We start from the raw sequence: 17998 nt of genomic DNA on the forward strand, positions 1-17998 counted from the left end.
TGATGCTCGTCGAAGAGCCGTAGGGAGTGGAGCGCGGGGCTAACCGTGTCCACTCCATGCCAATGGAGAAGAAGACATGGCCGACCGCGACCCCAACCTCACCCCCGCCCCCGGCGAGTTCGGCGACCAGCGCGGCGGCGCGCTTCAAGTCACCACCGGCCCCATTCGCGGCTCGAAGAAGATCCACGTCGAGGGCAAGGGCGGCATCAAGGTCGCGATGCGCGAGGTACATCTCGAACCCTCCTCGGGCGAGCCCCCCGTCCCGGTCTACGATCCCTCCGGCCCCTACACCGACGCCGAGGCCACCATCGACATCACCTCGGGCCTCCCCGAACTGCGCCGCGACTGGATCCGTAGCCGAGGCGACGTCGAGGAAAAGGCCCAGCGCACGGTCAAGCCCGAGGATAACGGCCAGCTCGGCCCCGACCGTTCGGGCGGCGTCGACCCTTTCCCCAACGTGCGCCGCCAGGTGCTGCGCGCGCGTGCCGGCCACAACGTCACCCAGATGCACTATGCCCGCAAAGGCATCATCACCCCCGAGATGGAATATGTCGCCATCCGCGAAAACCTCGGGCGCGCCGAGGCACTGAATCGCCCCCGCGACGGCGAGAGCTTCGGCGCCGCCATTCCCGACTTCATCACCCCCGAATTCGTCCGCGACGAGATCGCCCGCGGCCGCGCCATCATCCCCAACAACATCAACCACCCCGAGAGCGAGCCGATGGCGATCGGCCGCAACTTCCTCGTCAAGATCAACGCCAATATCGGCAACAGCGCGGTCGCCAGCGACGTCGCCAGCGAAGTCGACAAGATGGTCTGGGCGATCCGCTGGGGCGCCGACACGGTCATGGACCTCTCCACCGGCCGCAACATCCACGACACGCGCGAATGGATCATCCGCAACTCGCCCGTCCCCATCGGCACCGTCCCCATCTACCAGGCCTTGGAAAAGGTCGGCGGCGTGGCCGAAGACCTCACCTGGGACATCTTCGCCGACACGCTGATCGAACAGGCCGAACAGGGCGTCGACTATTTCACCATCCACGCCGGCGTACGCCTGCCCTACGTCCCCATGGCCGCCAAGCGCGTCACCGGTATCGTCAGCCGCGGCGGCTCGATCATGGCCAAATGGTGCCTCGCCCATCACCGCGAGAGCTTCCTCTACGAGAAGTTCGACGAGATCTGCGAGATCATGAAGGCCTATGACATCGCCTTCAGCCTCGGCGATGGCCTCCGCCCCGGCTCGATCGCCGACGCCAATGACGAAGCCCAGTTCGCCGAACTCTACACCCTCGGAGAACTCACCAAGAAGGCGTGGGAACAGGACGTCCAGGTCATGATCGAAGGCCCCGGCCACGTGCCGATGCACAAGATCAAGGAGAATATGGAAAAGCAGCTCGAGGCCTGCGACGAAGCCCCCTTCTATACCCTCGGACCGCTCACCACCGACATCGCGCCCGGCTACGACCATATCACCAGCGCCATCGGCGCCGCCCAGATCGGCTGGTACGGCACCGCGATGCTCTGCTACGTCACCCCCAAGGAGCACCTCGGCCTCCCCGACCGCGACGACGTGAAAGTCGGCGTCGTCACCTACAAGCTGGCCGCCCACGCCGCCGACCTCGCCAAGGGCCACCCCGCCGCACAGGTCCGCGACGACGCGCTTTCCAAAGCCCGCTTCGAATTCCGCTGGCGCGACCAGTTCAACCTGTCGCTAGATCCCGACACCGCCGAGCAATATCACGACCAGACGCTACCCGCCGAAGGCGCCAAGACCGCCCACTTCTGCTCCATGTGCGGGCCCAAATTCTGCTCGATGAAGATCAGCCAGGAAGTGCGCGAGTTTGCCGCGAAGAAGGAAGCCGGCCTCCTCAACTCGCTCGCCCCCGAAGCCGACGCCCCCGTCGACGGCAGCAAGGTCGAGAGCGCCGAGGAAGGCATGGAAAAGATGAGCCGCATCTACAAGGAGAAGGGCGAAAAGCTCTATCTCGACGAGGATGAGGTCGAATAAAGTAGTTGCGAAAAATATGTATGGCGGCAAGGTTGAAACCATGACCGAAGAAAGACTTCAGTGGGATGACCGCGACCAAGAATTTGAAAGCGAAGACCCACAAGAAGATAGCGAAGACGGCGCTGTCAACCTAGCTGAATTTGACAATTTGATTCTTGCGCCGAGCGATTGGACGGTTGGCACGATTTACGAGCAAATCGGTAAGCAAATCGATCTGGACCCCGACTTCCAGCGTCGAAACGTGTGGTCACCGCTAGCGAAGTCCAAGTTTATTGAGTCTATCTTTCTGGGCGTACCAATCCCGCAGATACTTTTGACCTCGAAGAAGGGCCATAGAAGTTCGTTTTTGGTTCTGGATGGCAAGCAGCGACTAACTACGATCCGCGAATTCCTCGACGGCGAGTTTTTGAGCGGTAGAAAATTCAAACTTCGCAGGCTTCAGGTACTCGACGAGCTTAATAACAAAGGTTGGAGTGAAATATCGAAAGATGCGGAGTGGCGTGATCGTTTTCTGAATGCCACTTTGAGAACTGCTGTATTGCGAGGCTGGGACAGCGAACCCGTCTTGTACGAAATTTTCCATAGGCTGAATTCGGGCTCTGTCCGTCTCTCGCCCATGGAACTTCGAATGTCTTTGCATCCTGGTGCATTCCTAAAGTTCATTATTCAGTGGACCGAAAAAATCGGCCCACTTCATCATCTACTTAGAAAGACAGTACCCGATCAGAGAATGAACGATGTCGAGCTTGCGGTTCGTCATCTAGCTTTTTCAGACCCAAACTTCGAATATCGAGGAAACCTGAAGGAGTTTCTTGACGAATGCGCCTTCACTTACAACGATCTCTTTGATGAAGACGGTTTCGAAAAAAGCGTTCGAACGAGGCTAGATCGGATGAACTCGGCTATTCAGCTAGGCCTCGACATTTTCGGCGACAAAAAGTTTTGTCGCAAATGGCTCGGTGATGGGTACGAGAGCCGTTTCAATCGAGCGCTATTCGATGTTTTGGTCGGCTCGCTCTCTGTTCCCAAGGTAGCGGAATGGGCATCGGAACACGGTGCTGAGTTCGAAGCCGCCTTCAAAACCTTATCCGAGTCAGATTCTGATTTCGTTCGCTCGATTGAGACTACCACTAAATCAAGCGAAAACACGGCAAAACGCTTCGATGCATGGTATTCGAAGGTGGAAGAAATATCGGGTGTTGCCCTAAGGCGACCTAGCATCGCCTGATGACAGCAGGGCTGTCACAATACGAATCGCTCAAAAAAAACATCGGTCATGCTAAGAAAATCGTGGCCGGCGTTGACCCCCATGAATGCAAGACGGATTTGCAGCATTTGAAGCTGCAGTCTTACATCTTCCTGTGCCACGCCATCATTGAGGAGTATGTTGAACAACTCTGCCTCGAAGTTGCCAAGGCAGCGCGTGTCCAATTTGTGGAAGAGGGCCTAATTACAAAAGCGCTTGTTGCCCTCATCGCGGCGCAAGTTCTGCAGGAACGCGGATCTGGTAAGGCAAGTAAAAAAATAGGCTCAGAGCTAGTTCGGAACCTAGATGAATTCTCGAGAGAAGCTTTTAACCGCTTCAATTCCGTGGTCAGCTCCAACAACGGAATTAAGAAGGAAAACGTAAGGGCGCTTTTCACACCCATCGGGGTCGATCCCATGCATGTCGATACCGCACTCGTGAACGCAATGGATGCATTAGGCACAGAGCGAGGCGGCATCGCTCACAAGTTCGCAATTAGAAGAGAAAGCACCCTCAGCGACACCGAAGAAAAAATTGGTTCTATTGTGAGGGATTTAGAAGCTTTCGATGAAGCGGCACGCGAAGCTTTGAAAATCGCACTAGCAGGCGATAACGCCTAGTGGCGCGAGGGCGGCCTCGCGCCGTCGAAGCTGTCGGCGCCATAGCGCCGCAGCCCGGCCGTGTCGGCGCGGCTCTTCGACGCAGCTTTCGCTCGCTTCGCTCCGCTCTGGCTGCGCTCGGCGCGCCTTGGTGCAACCGCACCCCTTCCTCGCGCTTTGTCCTTTCGAACCCCGCCGCGTCACCCCCGGCGCGGGGGAAGCAGCGTAAGGAACCCCCATGCAGTTCATGTTCAACACCGACAATAATATCGACGGCACCGAAGCCGTCGCCGAGCGCATCGAGACCGGCATTCGCGGCACGCTGTCGCGCTTCGAGGACCAGCTCACCCGCGTCGTTCTCCACGTGAACCAGGAAACCGACGAGCATTATACCGCTTCGCTGGAAGCCCGCATCGAGGGCCAGCAGCCCCAAGCCGTCACCGCCGACGGCGGCAGCGTCGACGGCGTCGCCATGGAAGCGGGCGAGAAGATGGAGCGCCTCCTCACCAGCCACTTCGGCAAGCTCAACGACCGCCGCCCCGAACCCGACACCATCGGCTAAAGGCCGGCACCACCTGCAACATCACGAAAGGCGGCGTCCCCGGGGCGCCGCCTTTTCTCATCCTCGGCGCGCCGATATGGGCGCCCCTGCCCCCTCGCGCCGCCTTGTATTCCCCCCGCCCCTCCCCATATCGCTTGGGCTACCAGTCGCAATCGACGGTTGCGGGGATCGCGTCCCATTTTCCCTTCATCTTTCCGTTCCGCCTCCTAGCGCGCGCACGTGCGGTCGCTTCCGGCTTCTCGGCGCAACCACGATGACGAAGGGACTTTGCATGCCGAACATCGGCCTCATCCAGACATTCGACCCCACCCGCGGTACCGGGACGATCCTGCCCGAAGAGGGCGGTTCGCTGCTCCTCTTCTCGCGCAGCGAACTCGTCGACCCCCACCGCGCCCCCCGGCCCGACCAGCGCTATCTCTATGACGTGAGCGCACTCTCGAGCGGGCAGAGGCGCGCCGTCAACCTGCGCCGCGAAGGTCGGGAAGGCCATCCGGGGGCGACCCCGGTCCACCGCTAGCAACGCCTCCCCGCCCTCTTCCCCACGATTGGAAACAGTGATGGACTATAACCGCTTCTACCAGCTCTACCGTGCCCGCGCCGCCAACGAGAACGACCACCCGCCCGGCACCGCGCCCCCGGCGCCCCGCGCCACCCCGCCGGTCAATGCGTGGGAGGAAGAGGGCGGCGCGCTCGGCAGCGATCCGCGCGCTTCGATCGCCGAGGCACTGGCGCGGCAGGCCCGCCGCGCGCTCGAACGCGCCCGTGCGGTCACGCCGCTGCCACGTCGCACCGACTAAGGGCGACCCACGCCGACGCGCGCGCCTTGGCCCAGCGCCGCGTCGAGCGTGATCTCGCAGTCGAGCAGCTTGGACAGCGGGCAATTTTCCTTCGCTTCGCTCCGCAAGCGATAGGGGCAGCGACCCGCGATTAGGTGATCCCGCCTTTCCGTGCTACACGGTCCCCGCTGACGTCGACCTTTGCGACGGATTCGTTTTTTGACTGCCGCCGTCTGTGCCCTTGGCACCCCGGCGTTAAACAGACTTCGACTTCCCTTCAAACGACACGAATACGCATCCCCATCCGCACTGTCGCGGGTGGGTCAACGACACGTTCTTTGAAAGGAACTCGACCATGGCCAACACCGGCACCGTGAAATTCTTCAACGCCGACAAGGGCTACGGCTTCATCTCGCCCGAAAACGGCGGCGGCGACGCCTTTGTCCACATCACCGCCGTCCACGCTGCGGGCCTCGACGGCCTGCGCGAAGGCGACAAGGTGAACTACGAGCTCGAAACCGGCCGCAACGGCAAGGAAAGCGCCTGCAACCTGTCGATGGCCGACTAACCGCAAGGCTCTTGCGAGACAGTGAAAGGCCCCCGCGCTCCCCAACGGCAGCGCGGGGGCCTTTTTCGTGTCAGCCCTCGAGGTTCGCCTCGAGCGTGATCTCGCAGTCGAGGAGCTTCGACAGCGGGCAATTCTCCTTCGCCTCGCCCGCGATCTTGTGAAATTCCTCCGCGCCGATCCCCGGCACGCTGGCGTTCAGGGTCAGCGCAGACTTTGTCACCGTGAACCCCTCGCCCTGTTTCTCGAGCGTCACTTCGCACTTGGTATCGAGCTGCCCGTCTTCATAGCCCGCCTTGGCGAGGCCAAAGCTCGTCGCCATCGTGAAACAGGCCGCATGCGCCGCGCCGATCAGCTCTTCGGGGTTGGTGCCGGGCTCGTCCTCGAAGCGGGTGTTGAAGCCGTAGGGCTGCGCATCGAGCGCCCCGCTCCCGGTCCAGATATGGCCCTTGCCCTCCTTGCCCATGCCTTCATAGCGCGCCGAGGCGTGGTTGGTCGTCTGCATGTCGTCTCGCTCCTGTCCTACACCCCGCCCCCTGCGATATGAGGGGGCGATGACCCTCTTCCATCGCCGCCCCCCCCGCCAAAGTTCCCGAAGTGGACAAAGTGGACACTGTTCGGAATTGCGTCCGACAGCCGGCATTCACCCAACCTTGGTTAACGATTTCTCGCAAAACCCCCTCCCTGGCGCCGGAAGGCTTCCGCCGGCCCGATTAACGTCCAGAGAGGGTGGAAGGTAACGGGACAATGGTTTCAACAGCTCACCGCCACCAGCACTCGGTTCACCGCTAACCCGTATACGGCTTACTTTTGCCGGTCGGCCTGCCGGTAGAATGAGGGTCACCAACCGTGGGGAGACGGTGCGGCAGGCTGCGTGGGGCGGCGCCCGCACCGGAAAAGGGAGACGAACCATGAGGAAGACGATGATGCTGGCCCTCGCGGCCACGACGCTGCTGGCCACCGGCACCGCGCAGGCGGCAAGCGCCGACAAGCCCATTGCCAAGGCCGCCGCGCCCGAACAGTGGCGCGCCGCCTATGCGCCGCAGATCGCGCAGCACGAGGCCACGCTGGCGCAGGCCAAGGCGCGCTTCGACGTCGTCATCGACAGTGCCGAATCCTCCTCGCTCGACATCGAGCGCGCCGAGATCCGCTACAACGAAGCGCGCGCCGACTATCACTATCACATGGACCGCCTGCGCGCCGAGCATGACCGCGCCAACCGCGGCACCGCGCTCGTCGCCGCCGCGGCACGCTAACCCGCGACTTGCCGGGCCGGCTCTACGCCTTCACCCAGCTCTTGGCATCCTCGAGCTCGGACAGGACGAAGAGCCGGCTTTCGACATCCCACATCGGCGCGAACAGCTTGGCCGCCCGCCGGATCCAGCCGATGTCGGTGACCAGCCCCACCTTCTTGAAATTGCGGATGTGGCCGAGCCCGAATTTCGCATCCGCCCACGCCGCATCGGCGCTATAGCCGGTGTAATCGTCATCAAGCACCACGAGCATCTTCACCTGCTCACGCTCTTCCAGCGCCTTCTCGATCATCGGCACCAAAGTTTCCTTGTAATCGGCCGCCGTGATGATGCCGACCGCGCGTACCCCGATGACGTCGCGGGGCAGCCCCTCGATCGGCTCGAACCGACCCGGATCGTCCTTCGCCGCCTTTGCCCAGTCGATGGCAGCGCCCTTCTTGTCGGCGGGGAAGTGGCGGACCTTGGCGGCGGCGAACATGTCGGCCATCTGCGGCGCGAGGCCGACCAGTGCCCCGTCGCCGACCACCGCGACCTTGCGGATGATCTTGTGATGGACCTGGACGAAATGGAAATGCCGCCCCATCGCGGCAAAGCTTTCCCAGTGCGGCAGGTGATCGAGCAGGACGACGAGGCTCGGCACCACGTCATGCTCGTTGATGCTCCCGTCGATCGCCGCCTCGAGCGCCTCGAAGTCGCTGGTGTTGAGCGCGCCCTCCGGCGTCAGGACGGCAACCTTGGGATCGGAAAGGTCGATGTTCAGCATGGCATCCTCCTTGATGGCCGATGCCATAGCATGGCGGGCGACTTGCCCGCCTTGATCGCCGTCAACCTCCTGCGATCAGGGCAGAAAGCCGGTCAGGCGAAGGCGGGCTTTGCGGACGGTCGGCGCAAGCGGCGCGCCTGCCACAGGACGAGCCAGCCGGCGATCGTCGCGCCCCAGAGCCAGAGCTTGGGGTTGATCTCGAGGAAGTTGACGAACAGCAGCCCATGAATGCCAAGATAGGCAGCAAGGAAGCCGAGCCCGCCACGCTGCAGGAGGTAGCGTCCCGCGCCAGCGAGCAGCAGCGCGCCCATCGCCATGATGACGAGAAAATAGGCGGTCGGGCTCATCGCGAAGATCGCGACCGCATTCTTGCGCTCGAGGAAGGCGGTGACCTCGGCGACCGGCTCCGCCAGCCAGGCCGTCTCGACCATGCCCATGCTCTGTAGCGTGAGCAGCGCACCGACCCCTAGGCGGACGAGGCCGAAGAGGAGGAAAGCGAGCGCAATGGCGAGTGCGGCATAATGCCAAAATCGTGCGGCCATGCTGTATTGCTAGGGCAACACAGGGGAGGAGGCAAGCTTGCTCATCCGCCCCACGGCGGCGGCGGGGCGGGGACCGGCTCGGTGAGGTCGAATTCGGCGCGGAAATAACGGCCCGTCGGGCGGCGCAGTTCGTAGGCGAAGGTCTCCGCCCCGATCTCCATCGCCCAGACGTTGACGGTCGAAGCGGACAGGCCCTCGGCCTCGAACAGCGCGACGCTTTGCGCATCGACCGGGAATGACTGCCGCGCGGCAGTGCCGTCTGTGACGCTCGTCCCGCCATACATGGTCACCGCATCGGGCGAGCCGTCCTCGTGCCGGTGGTCGTGCTTGAGCTCGAGCCGGTCATCGCCGACCCGCGAGACCACCCAGGTGCGCGAGCGATCCTCGCCCACGCTCAGGGGGATGCGGATGACGTCGTCGGTACAGTCGGCGAGATGCATGACGAGCCGTTCGCCGTCCCAGCCACCATCGCCGCCGTCGTCGGCGACAGCGCGGCCGGCATAGGCTTTGCCGCAATGCGCGCTCAATGCCTCGAAAAACCCGGCGGCCGGGGCCTGCTGGATGGGCTCCACGCTGGCACAGCCGGCCAGTGCCGCCGCCCCGCTCACTATCCCTGCCAACATCCGCATGCCCCGCTCCTGTCCTGTTAACCGGCCTGCATGATAGCCTTCCCCCGGCCGCTGCCAACCGCTCGCCGTAATCTTCGCCAAACGGGCCGCCCGACCTCCTCGACGACGAGGCCTCCTCGTTCGACCGGCGGGCTGGCAGACGAGGAAGGACAATGTAAAAATCGACGCACGCGATCCTCTCCCGGGAGCCCGACCATGTTCACGCTGTTTGCCGCCGCTATCCTCTCGATCGTGCCGGGCGACGCACAGGACCCGATCGTCGTGACCGGGACGATGTCCTTCGAAGAGCGGATCGACGACTATGTCTCGACACTCTCGGCAGTCGAGAGTTTCAGCCCCATGTCGCGCTACGAGGAAGGCAAATATTGCCCCCGCGTCATCGGCCTGTCGCCCGCCACGAATGCCGCGATCGAACAGCGCATGCGCACGGTAGCGGACGCGATCGGCGTGAAGCCCGCAGGCGAGGATTGCTGGACCAGCGCGCTGGTCGTGATCGCCGAGGATCGCGCCGCGATGTTCGAGACGTTCAAGAAGGAACATGGCCGCTACTTTCGCACGCTGTCGCGCGACCCGATCGACTATCACGGGATGGAGGATGATGTCCTGTCCTGGTCGATCCTCGCGCGCATCGATCGAAATGGCGGCGTGCTGCCACGCGGCCGGAATGGCCCGGCAAGGGTCGAGGTGCCCACTGGAATGACGCGAACGCAAGCCGCGACCCGCGAGGTCGTGGCCATGTCGGTGGTTCTCGTCGACATCGACGCCATCACCGGCCTGTCGACGACGCAGGTCGCCGACATGGCACTGATGCGCACGCTCATCGACGGCGACCCCGCGCGGCTCGCCAATCCCGACAGCATCCTTGCCGTCACCGATGCGGTGGAGGGCGAGAGCGCTCCCGCTTCGCTGACGCAATGGGATTTCGCCTATCTGAAGGCACGTTACGCGTCCGAGCCGTGGCTCCTGGGTCGCAGCCAACGCGCGCAGATCCGCGGCGACATGCGCCGGACGTTGTTGCCGCAGGGCGACTAGCGGCGCCCGCGTCCACCCTTCCTTAACCTCGCCGATTTACCCCCGACACAACTGGAACTGCGTGCGGATGGGAAGATGGGGCGAGAGGAACGGCTGAACGTGGCCGGACAGGAGGTGGCCGATGCGGTCCATCACCCGGGCTATGTCCATATCCCGAGCGCGGGCACCGAAGGCGTGCGCTCCTATCGCGAGCCGCCCGAGCCGCATCCCGCCCAGCTCACCTTCCTCACGCCTGAGGGCGAACATGGCTATGTAGAGCGGCTACGCGGCCTCCTGATCGACGGCCGCTTCGACGAAGCCGCCCGCATCCTCGAGACCGACCTTGCCCCCTTCGAGGGCCGCATCGCCAAGCTTTGCAAGGCCACCCGTGTCGAGGATATCGTCATCGAAGGGTGGGAGGATCTCGAAGAGATCATCGCCGAATTCGAGGGCCCGCCGATCAGTGCGATCACCGCGGGGCTGGGCAACGAACCCGACCTCGTCTTCGACCTCACCAAGGAGCATGAGCCAACGCTCATCTTCGCGCTCTATTCGGACGACATGTTCGATTTCTCGGCGCTGTCGGACGAGCAGCTGCTCGACCAGTGCATGAGCGAATGCCCGGGCTGGGTCGGGCATGAAGAGGACGTGGAATTCTACGTCAACATCGAGGGGCTCGCGCCGCTCAACACCGCGCTCATCCAGTGCAAGCACATCCACTTCCTGCGCGACGGGCGCGACGGGGTCGAGGGCCGCGCGCCCGGCGGCTATGTCGAATATCAGCTCGGCTGCTGGCTGCGCGCCACGCGCTTCCTGCAGGCGATCGACGCCAAGGTGAAGAAGGTCGGCCTGCCCAAGGGCGTGCGGCTGATCACCGGCCTCATCGGCATGAACGCCGACCTGGCCACGCTGCTCGGCCAGCGCAAGGCACCGGCCGCGCCCTCGATGCTGGCGCAGAAGGGCGGCGCGAAGGGCAGCAGCGAGGACCAGTTTGCCACGCTGACGATGAAGAAATGGGTGCCCAAGCACGACCCGCTTGCCGACATGGAGTCGGGATCGAGCCTCCGGCAGCGCATCGCCGCCAGCGAGGAGGAAGCGCCCGCGCCCCAGCCGGCACCGACGCCTGCGCCGGCGCCCGTCGCCTCGGCGCCGTCCGCTCAGTCCTACCGACCGCAGCCGCAGCCGCAGCAGCCGGCGGAGCATATGATGGTGTCGGCGCCGGTCGCGCCGCCCGCCACCGCGCCCGATGCCAGCGTCTTCGACCCGCGCCCTGCGCCCGAGCCCGCCGAGCCCGCGCGCCCGCGTGGCGGCTTCCTCAAGCGGCTGTTCCAGCGGCGCCGGAAGAAGGACTAGGCGTCCAGCGCCTTTCGCAGCAGGGCGAGGCACTCCGCGCCCGTCTTGCGCGGTCGATCGCCCTCGAGGCTGTAATAGCCGGGCTTTTCGTCGATGAAGATTTCCTCGGCGCAGTCCTCGCTCGTATCGAGCGCGGGGAAGAGCCCCGCCATGAAGCTGCGCCCGCCCGAGGGCAGGAAATGGAAGAAAAGCGCGCTGCCGCACGAGCCGCAGAAGCCGCGCTCGGCATGATCGGAGCTGCGATAGGTGCGGACATGCTCCTCGCCCTCGAGCGTGAAGCCCTTTACCCCTTGGGTAGAGATATAGGGACCGCCCACCCATTGGCGGCATCTGGTGCAGTGGCAGACTTCGACCGAGCGGTCGGGCAGTTCGGCGCTCACCTTCACGCTACCGCACAGGCAGGCGCCTTCAACATGCACGCTCATGACTTCACGCCCGCCCGCTCGAGCTCGGGGCCGAGGCGACCGGTCAGCCAGTACCACCACATGCGAAAGTCGGCGGCGAGCGACCAACCGGGATATTTGAAGGTGGCGGGGCGGTTCTTCTCGACCCCGAAATGGCCGACCCAGGCGAAGAAATAGCCCGCCAGCGGCATGGCGAGGAGCAGCAGGAAACTGCCGCTCCACAGCGCGTAGAGCGCGATGAGGACGACGAGGCTCGTGCCGATATAATGGAGCGCCCGTGTCTGCGGCTTACTATGCTCGCGCAAATAATAGGGCCAGAAATCGGCGAAGCTCTGGATGCGGTCTGCCATGGCGCGATCCTGCGCGCGGTCGAGGCGGCTGTCCATCCCCGGAACGGGGGGCGCGCGAGCCTCGTTCGGCAAGGAGGACAAAGGAGACTTTCCGCCATGCTCAAGAGCGTCAATCCGGCGACCGGCGAAACCATCGCCACCCATGAACCGCTCGATGAGGCGGGGATCGAGGCGGCGCTCGCGAGGGCCGAGGAGGCGGCGACGGCGTGGCGCGCCTCGTCGATCGGGGAGCGCACGCAGCTCCTGTCCGCCATCGCCGACCAGTTCGACCGGCAGCGCGACGAGATGGCCGAGATCGCCACGCGCGAAATGGGCAAGACGTACAAGGAGAGCCGCGGCGAAGTGGAGAAATGCGCTAACGCGCTGCGCTATTTCGCCGACCATGGCCCCGCGATGCTCGAGCCCGAGCCGATCCCGGGCGGCAAGGGCGAGCTGCGCTGGCTGCCAATCGGGCCGGTGCTCGCGGTGATGCCGTGGAATTTCCCTTACTGGCAGGTGGTGCGCTTCCTCACACCCACGGTGCTCGCGGGCAATGTCGGGCTCCTGAAGCATGCGAGCAACGTGCAGGGTGTCGGCAAGGCGATCGCGGCGGCGGTGCTCGACGCGGGCGGCCCCGAGGGACTGTTCCAGAATTTGTGCATCGGGTCGAAGCCGGTCGCGGGCATCATCGAGGACGAGCGCGTGCGCGCCGTCACGCTGACGGGGAGCGAGCCCGCGGGTCGCGCCGTCGCCGAGACGGCGGGGCGTCGCCTCAAGAAGGTCGTGCTCGAATTGGGCGGCTCGGATCCCTTCATCGTCATGCCCTCGGCCGACATGGACGCGGCGGTGGAGACGGCGGTCAAGGCGCGCATCCAGAATGCAGGGCAGAGCTGCATCTGCGGCAAGCGGATGATCGTCCACCGCGACATCTTCGAGGAGTTCGAAGGGCGCTTCATCGAGGCGATGCTCGCCGTGAAGGCGGGCGATCCGTTCGACGAGGACAGCGACATCGGCCCGATGTCGAGCGAGGAGCAGCGCGAGACCGTGCTCGGCCAGCTCGACAAGGCGATGGAGGCGGGCGGTCACTTGGTCGGCGGGGAGAAGAAAGACGGGCCCGGCGCCTATCTGACGGCGGGCGTGCTGACGGGGCTCGAGCCCGATGGCGCGATGCAGGACGAGGAGCTGTTCGGGCCGGTCGCCATGCTGTTCGAGGCGCAGGACGCGGAGGATGCGATCCGCATCGGCAACATCACGCCCTACGGTCTCGGCTCGGCGGTGTTCACGCAGGACGAGGCGGAAGCCGAGACCTTCATCACGGGGCTCGATGCGGGGATGACCGCGATCAACCAGATGACCGCCTCGACCCCCGAGGCGCCCTTCGGCGGGGTCAAGAATTCGGGCCACGGGCGCGAGCTGGCGCGCTTCGGGCTGCACGAATTCATGAATTTGAAGAGCGTGTTCCGCAAAAGCTGAAGGCCGCCCGTCCCCTTGGGAACGAGCGGCCTTCCACGCCTGATACTGGCGGCGCCGTCCTAGCGGAGCGGGCCGTAGAGCGACTGCTCGCCCAGCGTCGGATTCTTCGGCATGAGGACGATCTCGTCCCTGGCCGAAAGGGTGGTGATACCCTTCGACGCGCTCGCCGAGATAGGCGAGCAGACCGCTGCGCCGTTGGTCATGTAGCCCAGCGCCTTGGCGATCGAATCCTCGCGACTGTCCCCGAGCGGCAGCATGATGTTGTCGGACGCCGTGCAGGTCACCGGATAGGTGTCGGCGAGGCCGTCGATATAATCGCCGACGCCATCGGCGTTGACGGTCTTGAAGGCGATGACGCGGAGGCGGTCGTCGCAGGCGTCGCGGTCGATCGCGATCTGGCCAACGGGCTTGCCGAAGGTGTTCGACCCGACGAGCGCGGTGTCATTGCCGTAATAGGGCGGGAAGGCGTTGGCGAGCAGCTCGCTTGCCGAGGCACTGCGGTCGGTGGTCACGAAGGCGAGCTGCGAGGCCTGGATCTGGTTGGAGACCGACTGGAAATATTCGAGACGGTCGGCCTCGGTGATCGCGTAATTTCGCTCGACGCCTGCCGAATAGATGGTCTCGCTGAACAGCTCGCCGTTGAGCCCCTCGCTCAGGAGGTCGCCGAAATATTCGGCCACGCTGACAAGCCCGCCGCCATTGTAGCGCACGTCGACGACGATCTTGCTGACGCCCGCGCTGCGCAGGGTCGCGAAGGCCGCGCCAAGCTGGTCGCTCGCCTTCTCCGTCGCGAAGGTGCGCAGGTTGATATAGCCGGTGTTGCCGAAAGTCTCGACGCCGTAGCGCGGCGAGATCGGGTCGAGGCTATATTCGGCCGCCGACAGGGTGACCTGCCTGGCAGCGAGATAATTGCCCGGGTTGGCATAGTCGGGATTGGCGAATTCGACGACGACCTGTTCCCCGTCGCTGTCGGGGAAGAGCAAGTCGATGAGGACGCCATTGTTGTAGGCCGTGACCGGGTCGGTCAGGTTGCTGGCGCTGCGCCCGATACGCAGGATCTCGGCGCCGCGGTCGATGCCGCCCTGCGCGTAGGCAGGGGCGCCTTCGAAGGTCTCGAGGATGACGAGGCTCGACCCGCGGAAGGTCGGGCGCCAGCCATAATCCTCATAGGTCGCATTGGCGATCTGCGCCTGTTCCTGCTCGATCGAGGTGACGTAGGTGAAGCCGTCCTTGTCGACCCGCTCGGCATAGGCCGGCGCGAGCAGCGCGCTGATATAGGCATCGAGCGTCCCATATTCGTCGGGATTGACGTTGGTCGCGATGAGATTGGGGTAGAGATAATATTCCTGGAGCTGCGCCAGCACCCATTCCTTGCGCGCCGACAGCGAGCAGCTGTCCGAGGTCGGGGGCGGGTTGACCGTGCCGCCGCCGCCGGTCGGGGGCGGGGTCGAGCCGCCGCCACCACCGCCGCCGCAGCTCGCCAGCATGGTGGAGGCAAGGATGACCCCGAGAAACTTCTGTGCTCGCATGAAAATCTCCGTCCGATACGCATCCCCGCGCCCGTTCGCGGGTGCGGGACACTCGCAAAAACCACTAGGTCCAAGCATCTATTTAAGAAATACGGATGAACGTACCGTTTCCCGCGCCTGCGTCTAGCGCGAGGCCATTTCTTCCACCGCCTGCAGCGTTTTTGCCACATGGTCGGCATAGTCCATCTCGCTGTGCACCATCGCGATGCTGCCGTCGGGGGCGATGACATAGGAGGTGCGGTTGGCGACGGGCACGACCGAGCCCATGCCGGCAAGGTCGACGTCATAGGCCTCAAGCAGTTCGGGCGAGGCATGCGCCATCGGCACCTTCGAACGGCAGACGTCGGTCGAGAAGCGGGCCAGCGTCTCGAGGCTGTCGGTCGACAGGCCGATGACCTGCGCGCCCGCCGCCTCGAAACGCGGCATGGCGTCGGCAAAGGCCTTGCTCTCCAGCGTGCAGCCCTTGGTGAAGGCCTTGGGGAAGAAATAGAGGACGACGGGGCCCGAGCGCAGCTGTTCGGCGAGATGCAGGCGGAACGGCTTGTCACCGAGCTGGCCCATTGTCTTGAAATCGGGGGCGGGCGCGCCGCTCGCCAGCTGGGCGGCGGCGGGCGTGGCCAGCGTCAGGGCAATCGCCAGGGCAGGAAGCATGCGCATCGTCGGACATCCTCTTGTCATCATCATCTTGCGCATCCTCTCCCGCCTTGTGCGTTGGGAGACCATGCGAACGAAGCGGGAGAGTGTCATGATCGCGGGTAAAGTCAAAGCGCGCTTTTTTGCGGTAGTGCTCGGCGCGGCTGCCCTCGTCGCCTGCGGACAGGACAGCGGCGAACCCGCGTCCGAAGGCTCGACCGTGACCGGGGCCATGGATGTGGACAGCCGCGGTCCCGACGAACTGGTGGCGCCGCTCTCGCCGCTCGGCGCCTCGCAAGGCTGGACGGTCGAACAGTCCGCCGGCGGCGTCCGTCTCGTCTACGACCCCGTCGATGCCGCAGTCGATGCGCCGGACGATCCCGTCCTCGTCCTCACCTGCACCGGCGGGGGCCGCCTCATCGTACGCCTGCCCCGCGTCGCGCCCATCGGCAGCGAGGAACGGCTGAGCATCGGCTCGGGCGACGATGTCGCCGCGCTGGTCGCCGACCCGGGCAACGAGGTCGGGGGGATCGCGGGGCGGGGACCCGTGCCCGAAGCGCTGCCGGAGATGCTGGAGGCGGGCTTTGCCGCGACCTATGGTGCCTATTCGACCGGCGTGCTGCCGCCGGTGCCCGTGGACAGCATCGCGGCCATGCGCTCTGCCTGCAACTGAGGGTCAAGGCCGCTGCCGTCGGGAAAGGCGACCAGGTCGGGATTGGCCGGATGGAGGCTTTTGAAGAAGCGCATGGCCGGCTCCATGTCCTTGTCCATGTCCCCGGTCGGGTGGATGATCGGTCCGACGACGCCCAGCTTGTTCACATAGTCGGGGCCCGCGCAGACGATCGGGATGCCCGCTTCCTGCGCGATGCGATAATAGCCCGAGCGCCATTCGTTCGTTTTCGAACGCGTGCCCTCGATGGCGATGACCAGCGCGAAATCGTCCGCTTCCTCGATCTTCTGCACCACCTGCTGGACCATGTTGGCGCGCTTGCGACGATCGACCGGGACCCCGCCCATCGAGCGCATGAACCCGCCCATCGGCCAGCGGAACAGCGTATGCTTGCCGAGGTAGCGCGGGGTCACGCCGAAATGCTCGACCACGCCGAGGAAGACGAGGAAGTCGTAGTTGGAGCTGTGCGGCGCGGCGGCGATGATGAACTTGTCTGTATCGGGCAAAGTGCCGATGACGCGCCAGCCTTGCGTCCTGAACCAGCGCAGCGACGCCCATTTGAGTAGGCGCGCGAGCAGCGACAGGGAGGGCGCGGACGAGGTGTCGTTCGGGACAGTCATGCCTTCCTGTCGGCGCTGGCGCGCCGCGAATCAAGCCGGAACCGACGCACCAAGAGAGGCATTGGCCTTGTCGAAACCCCAATTCTGACGAGGAACCGACATGCACCGCCTGATCCTTCCCGCGCTCCTGCTCGCCACCACGGCGGCCTGTGGCAACACCGAGACCGACGCCGACACGGCGCTCGACCCGACGCCCGACGTCGAAGAGTTGCAGGACGTGCCCGAGGACTATGAGCCCGCGGTGGTCAACGAGGAGGAGGCGATGACCCAGCCGCCCGCCGAGGACCCCGACCTTTCGGCCACCGAGCCCGATCCGGCTCCCGTCGACTAGACCTACCTCCTTTGGTCCAAGCCGGGAACGGGGGGTTGGGACTTCCCGTTGATGGGGGAGATTTCCACTATCGACGGAGTTTTCCGATGCAGAAGCTTACCCTTGCGATCCTCGCCTCCTCCGCGCTCGGCCTCAGCGCCTGCGGCGACGCCGACACGACGGTCGAACCCGAAGACGATATGGCGATGACCGCCGATGACGGCATGGATGGCGACATGGCCGATGCCGGAACGCCGGACACCGTCGTCGCGGCCGCGCAGGCCAACCCCGACTTCTCGACGCTGGTCGATGCCATCACCACCGCCGAACTCGGCGAGACGCTGTCGGCCGAAGGTCCCTTCACCGTCTTCGCCCCCACCAACGCCGCTTTCGAGAAGGTCGATGCGGAAACGCTCCAGGGCCTGATGACCGAGGAGCAGCGCGAAACCCTGCAGAAGATCCTCACCTATCATGTGGTGGCCGGCAAGGTGGGCTCGTCCGACCTCGTCCAGCAGATCACCGATGCGGGCGGCTCGCTCGAGCTGACCACCGCTTCGGGTGGCACGCTGACCGCCACCGCCGAGGGTGAGAGCGTCGTGCTGACCGACGGTGAAGGCAATAAGGCGACCGTTACCTCGACCGATGTCGAGGCCGGCAATGGCGTCATCCACGTCATCGATACCGTGCTGATGCCCGCTTCCTGAGCGATCATCCGCTTTC

The 17998-nt window shown here is 64.5% G+C and carries 23 protein-coding genes; 14 read left to right on the top strand and 9 right to left on the bottom strand.

Annotated elements, in window-relative coordinates; translation table 11 throughout:
- Positions 1-76 precede the first annotated feature (76 nt).
- From thiC to NUW81_RS07295, 7 genes are all read left to right on the top strand, one after another.
- Positions 77-2011, top strand: coding sequence for a phosphomethylpyrimidine synthase ThiC (thiC, locus tag NUW81_RS07265; RefSeq protein WP_245111936.1), 1935 nt, complete (start codon positions 77-79; stop codon positions 2009-2011).
- Positions 2012-2051: 40 nt separating this feature from the next.
- Positions 2052-3239, top strand: a complete 1188-nt coding sequence (locus NUW81_RS07270) for a DUF262 domain-containing protein (protein WP_245111937.1) — start codon at positions 2052-2054, stop codon at positions 3237-3239.
- Complete coding sequence (locus NUW81_RS07275) at positions 3239-3877, top strand: HEPN domain-containing protein (protein WP_245111938.1); 639 nt, start codon at positions 3239-3241, stop codon at positions 3875-3877. Before NUW81_RS07270 ends, NUW81_RS07275 begins: the two co-directional genes overlap by 1 nt.
- Before the next feature lie 217 nt (positions 3878-4094).
- Positions 4095-4418, top strand: coding sequence for an HPF/RaiA family ribosome-associated protein (locus NUW81_RS07280; RefSeq protein WP_245111939.1), 324 nt, complete (start codon positions 4095-4097; stop codon positions 4416-4418).
- Positions 4419-4689: 271 nt separating this feature from the next.
- On the top strand, positions 4690-4935 hold the full coding sequence (locus tag NUW81_RS07285; RefSeq protein WP_245111940.1) for a hypothetical protein: 246 nt from the start codon (positions 4690-4692) through the stop codon (positions 4933-4935).
- Between the two features lie 40 nt (positions 4936-4975).
- Positions 4976-5215 (top strand): hypothetical protein, encoded by a 240-nt coding sequence (locus NUW81_RS07290; RefSeq protein ID WP_245111942.1) that lies wholly within the window; start codon positions 4976-4978, stop codon positions 5213-5215.
- 334 nt (positions 5216-5549) lie between these two features.
- On the top strand, positions 5550-5762 hold the full coding sequence (locus NUW81_RS07295) for a cold-shock protein (protein WP_245111944.1): 213 nt from the start codon (positions 5550-5552) through the stop codon (positions 5760-5762).
- 70 nt (positions 5763-5832) lie between these two features.
- Here the strand turns inward: NUW81_RS07295 and NUW81_RS07300 are convergent, their stop codons facing one another.
- Positions 5833-6264: an OsmC family protein gene (locus tag NUW81_RS07300; RefSeq protein ID WP_245111947.1), complete on the bottom strand. Its 432-nt coding sequence runs from the start codon at positions 6262-6264 to the stop codon at positions 5833-5835.
- A 406-nt stretch (positions 6265-6670) separates the two neighbouring features.
- On the opposite strand from NUW81_RS07300, the gene NUW81_RS07305 reads away from it, so the two are divergent.
- Positions 6671-7015, top strand: a complete 345-nt coding sequence (locus NUW81_RS07305; RefSeq protein WP_245111949.1) for a hypothetical protein — start codon at positions 6671-6673, stop codon at positions 7013-7015.
- A 22-nt stretch (positions 7016-7037) separates the two neighbouring features.
- On the opposite strand, the gene NUW81_RS07310 is transcribed toward NUW81_RS07305, so the two are convergent.
- The 3 genes from NUW81_RS07310 to NUW81_RS07320 all read right to left on the bottom strand — a co-directional run bounded on the left by NUW81_RS07310 (position 7038) and on the right by NUW81_RS07320 (position 8946).
- Complete coding sequence (locus tag NUW81_RS07310) at positions 7038-7802, bottom strand: SpoIIAA family protein (RefSeq protein WP_245111951.1); 765 nt, start codon at positions 7800-7802, stop codon at positions 7038-7040.
- Positions 7803-7867: 65 nt separating this feature from the next.
- Entirely contained in the window at positions 7868-8317 is a 450-nt protein-coding gene (locus tag NUW81_RS07315; protein WP_245111954.1) for a hypothetical protein, read from the bottom strand.
- A 41-nt stretch (positions 8318-8358) separates the two neighbouring features.
- Positions 8359-8946, bottom strand: a complete 588-nt coding sequence (locus NUW81_RS07320) for a hypothetical protein (RefSeq protein ID WP_245111955.1) — start codon at positions 8944-8946, stop codon at positions 8359-8361.
- Between the two features lie 195 nt (positions 8947-9141).
- On the opposite strand from NUW81_RS07320, the gene NUW81_RS07325 reads away from it, so the two are divergent.
- Positions 9142-9978 carry a hypothetical protein gene (locus NUW81_RS07325; protein ID WP_245111956.1) on the top strand — a complete coding sequence of 279 codons (837 nt, stop codon included), beginning with the start codon at positions 9142-9144 and terminating at the stop codon, positions 9976-9978.
- 99 nt (positions 9979-10077) lie between these two features.
- Positions 10078-11310, top strand: a complete 1233-nt coding sequence (locus tag NUW81_RS07330) for a hypothetical protein (RefSeq protein ID WP_245111957.1) — start codon at positions 10078-10080, stop codon at positions 11308-11310.
- On the opposite strand, the gene NUW81_RS07335 is transcribed toward NUW81_RS07330, so the two are convergent.
- Positions 11307-11735, bottom strand: coding sequence for a GFA family protein (locus NUW81_RS07335; RefSeq protein WP_245111958.1), 429 nt, complete (start codon positions 11733-11735; stop codon positions 11307-11309). The genes NUW81_RS07330 and NUW81_RS07335 overlap by 4 nt on opposite strands.
- Entirely contained in the window at positions 11732-12064 is a 333-nt protein-coding gene (locus tag NUW81_RS07340) for an Mpo1-like protein (protein WP_245113735.1), read from the bottom strand. The genes NUW81_RS07335 and NUW81_RS07340 overlap by 4 nt, the downstream gene beginning before the upstream one ends.
- A gap of 96 nt (positions 12065-12160) precedes the next feature.
- Here NUW81_RS07340 and NUW81_RS07345 point away from each other — a divergent pair, with 96 nt between their 5' ends.
- On the top strand, positions 12161-13516 hold the full coding sequence (locus tag NUW81_RS07345; RefSeq protein ID WP_245111959.1) for an NAD-dependent succinate-semialdehyde dehydrogenase: 1356 nt from the start codon (positions 12161-12163) through the stop codon (positions 13514-13516).
- 59 nt (positions 13517-13575) lie between these two features.
- Here the strand turns inward: NUW81_RS07345 and NUW81_RS07350 are convergent, their stop codons facing one another.
- Positions 13576-15045, bottom strand: coding sequence for a S41 family peptidase (locus NUW81_RS07350; protein WP_245111961.1), 1470 nt, complete (start codon positions 15043-15045; stop codon positions 13576-13578).
- A gap of 123 nt (positions 15046-15168) precedes the next feature.
- Entirely contained in the window at positions 15169-15696 is a 528-nt protein-coding gene (locus tag NUW81_RS07355) for a peroxiredoxin (RefSeq protein ID WP_245111963.1), read from the bottom strand.
- A 70-nt stretch (positions 15697-15766) separates the two neighbouring features.
- Here NUW81_RS07355 and NUW81_RS07360 point away from each other — a divergent pair, with 70 nt between their 5' ends.
- The gene (locus NUW81_RS07360; protein ID WP_260508486.1) at positions 15767-16351 is read left to right on the top strand and encodes a hypothetical protein; all 585 of its coding nucleotides are present in this window, start codon (positions 15767-15769) and stop codon (positions 16349-16351) included.
- On the opposite strand, the gene NUW81_RS07365 is transcribed toward NUW81_RS07360, so the two are convergent.
- Entirely contained in the window at positions 16282-16968 is a 687-nt protein-coding gene (locus tag NUW81_RS07365) for a 1-acyl-sn-glycerol-3-phosphate acyltransferase (RefSeq protein ID WP_245111967.1), read from the bottom strand. The genes NUW81_RS07360 and NUW81_RS07365 overlap by 70 nt on opposite strands.
- A gap of 100 nt (positions 16969-17068) precedes the next feature.
- On the opposite strand from NUW81_RS07365, the gene NUW81_RS07370 reads away from it, so the two are divergent.
- Together NUW81_RS07370 and NUW81_RS07375 are read left to right on the top strand one after the other, a co-directional pair.
- Positions 17069-17299, top strand: a complete 231-nt coding sequence (locus tag NUW81_RS07370; RefSeq protein ID WP_245111970.1) for a hypothetical protein — start codon at positions 17069-17071, stop codon at positions 17297-17299.
- A gap of 86 nt (positions 17300-17385) precedes the next feature.
- Positions 17386-17982, top strand: coding sequence for a fasciclin domain-containing protein (locus tag NUW81_RS07375; RefSeq protein ID WP_245111973.1), 597 nt, complete (start codon positions 17386-17388; stop codon positions 17980-17982).
- Positions 17983-17998: the final 16 nt, after the last annotated feature.

Source organism: Sphingomicrobium aestuariivivum, assembly GCF_024721585.1.
Classification (GTDB): Bacteria; Pseudomonadota; Alphaproteobacteria; order Sphingomonadales; family Sphingomonadaceae; genus Sphingomicrobium; species Sphingomicrobium aestuariivivum.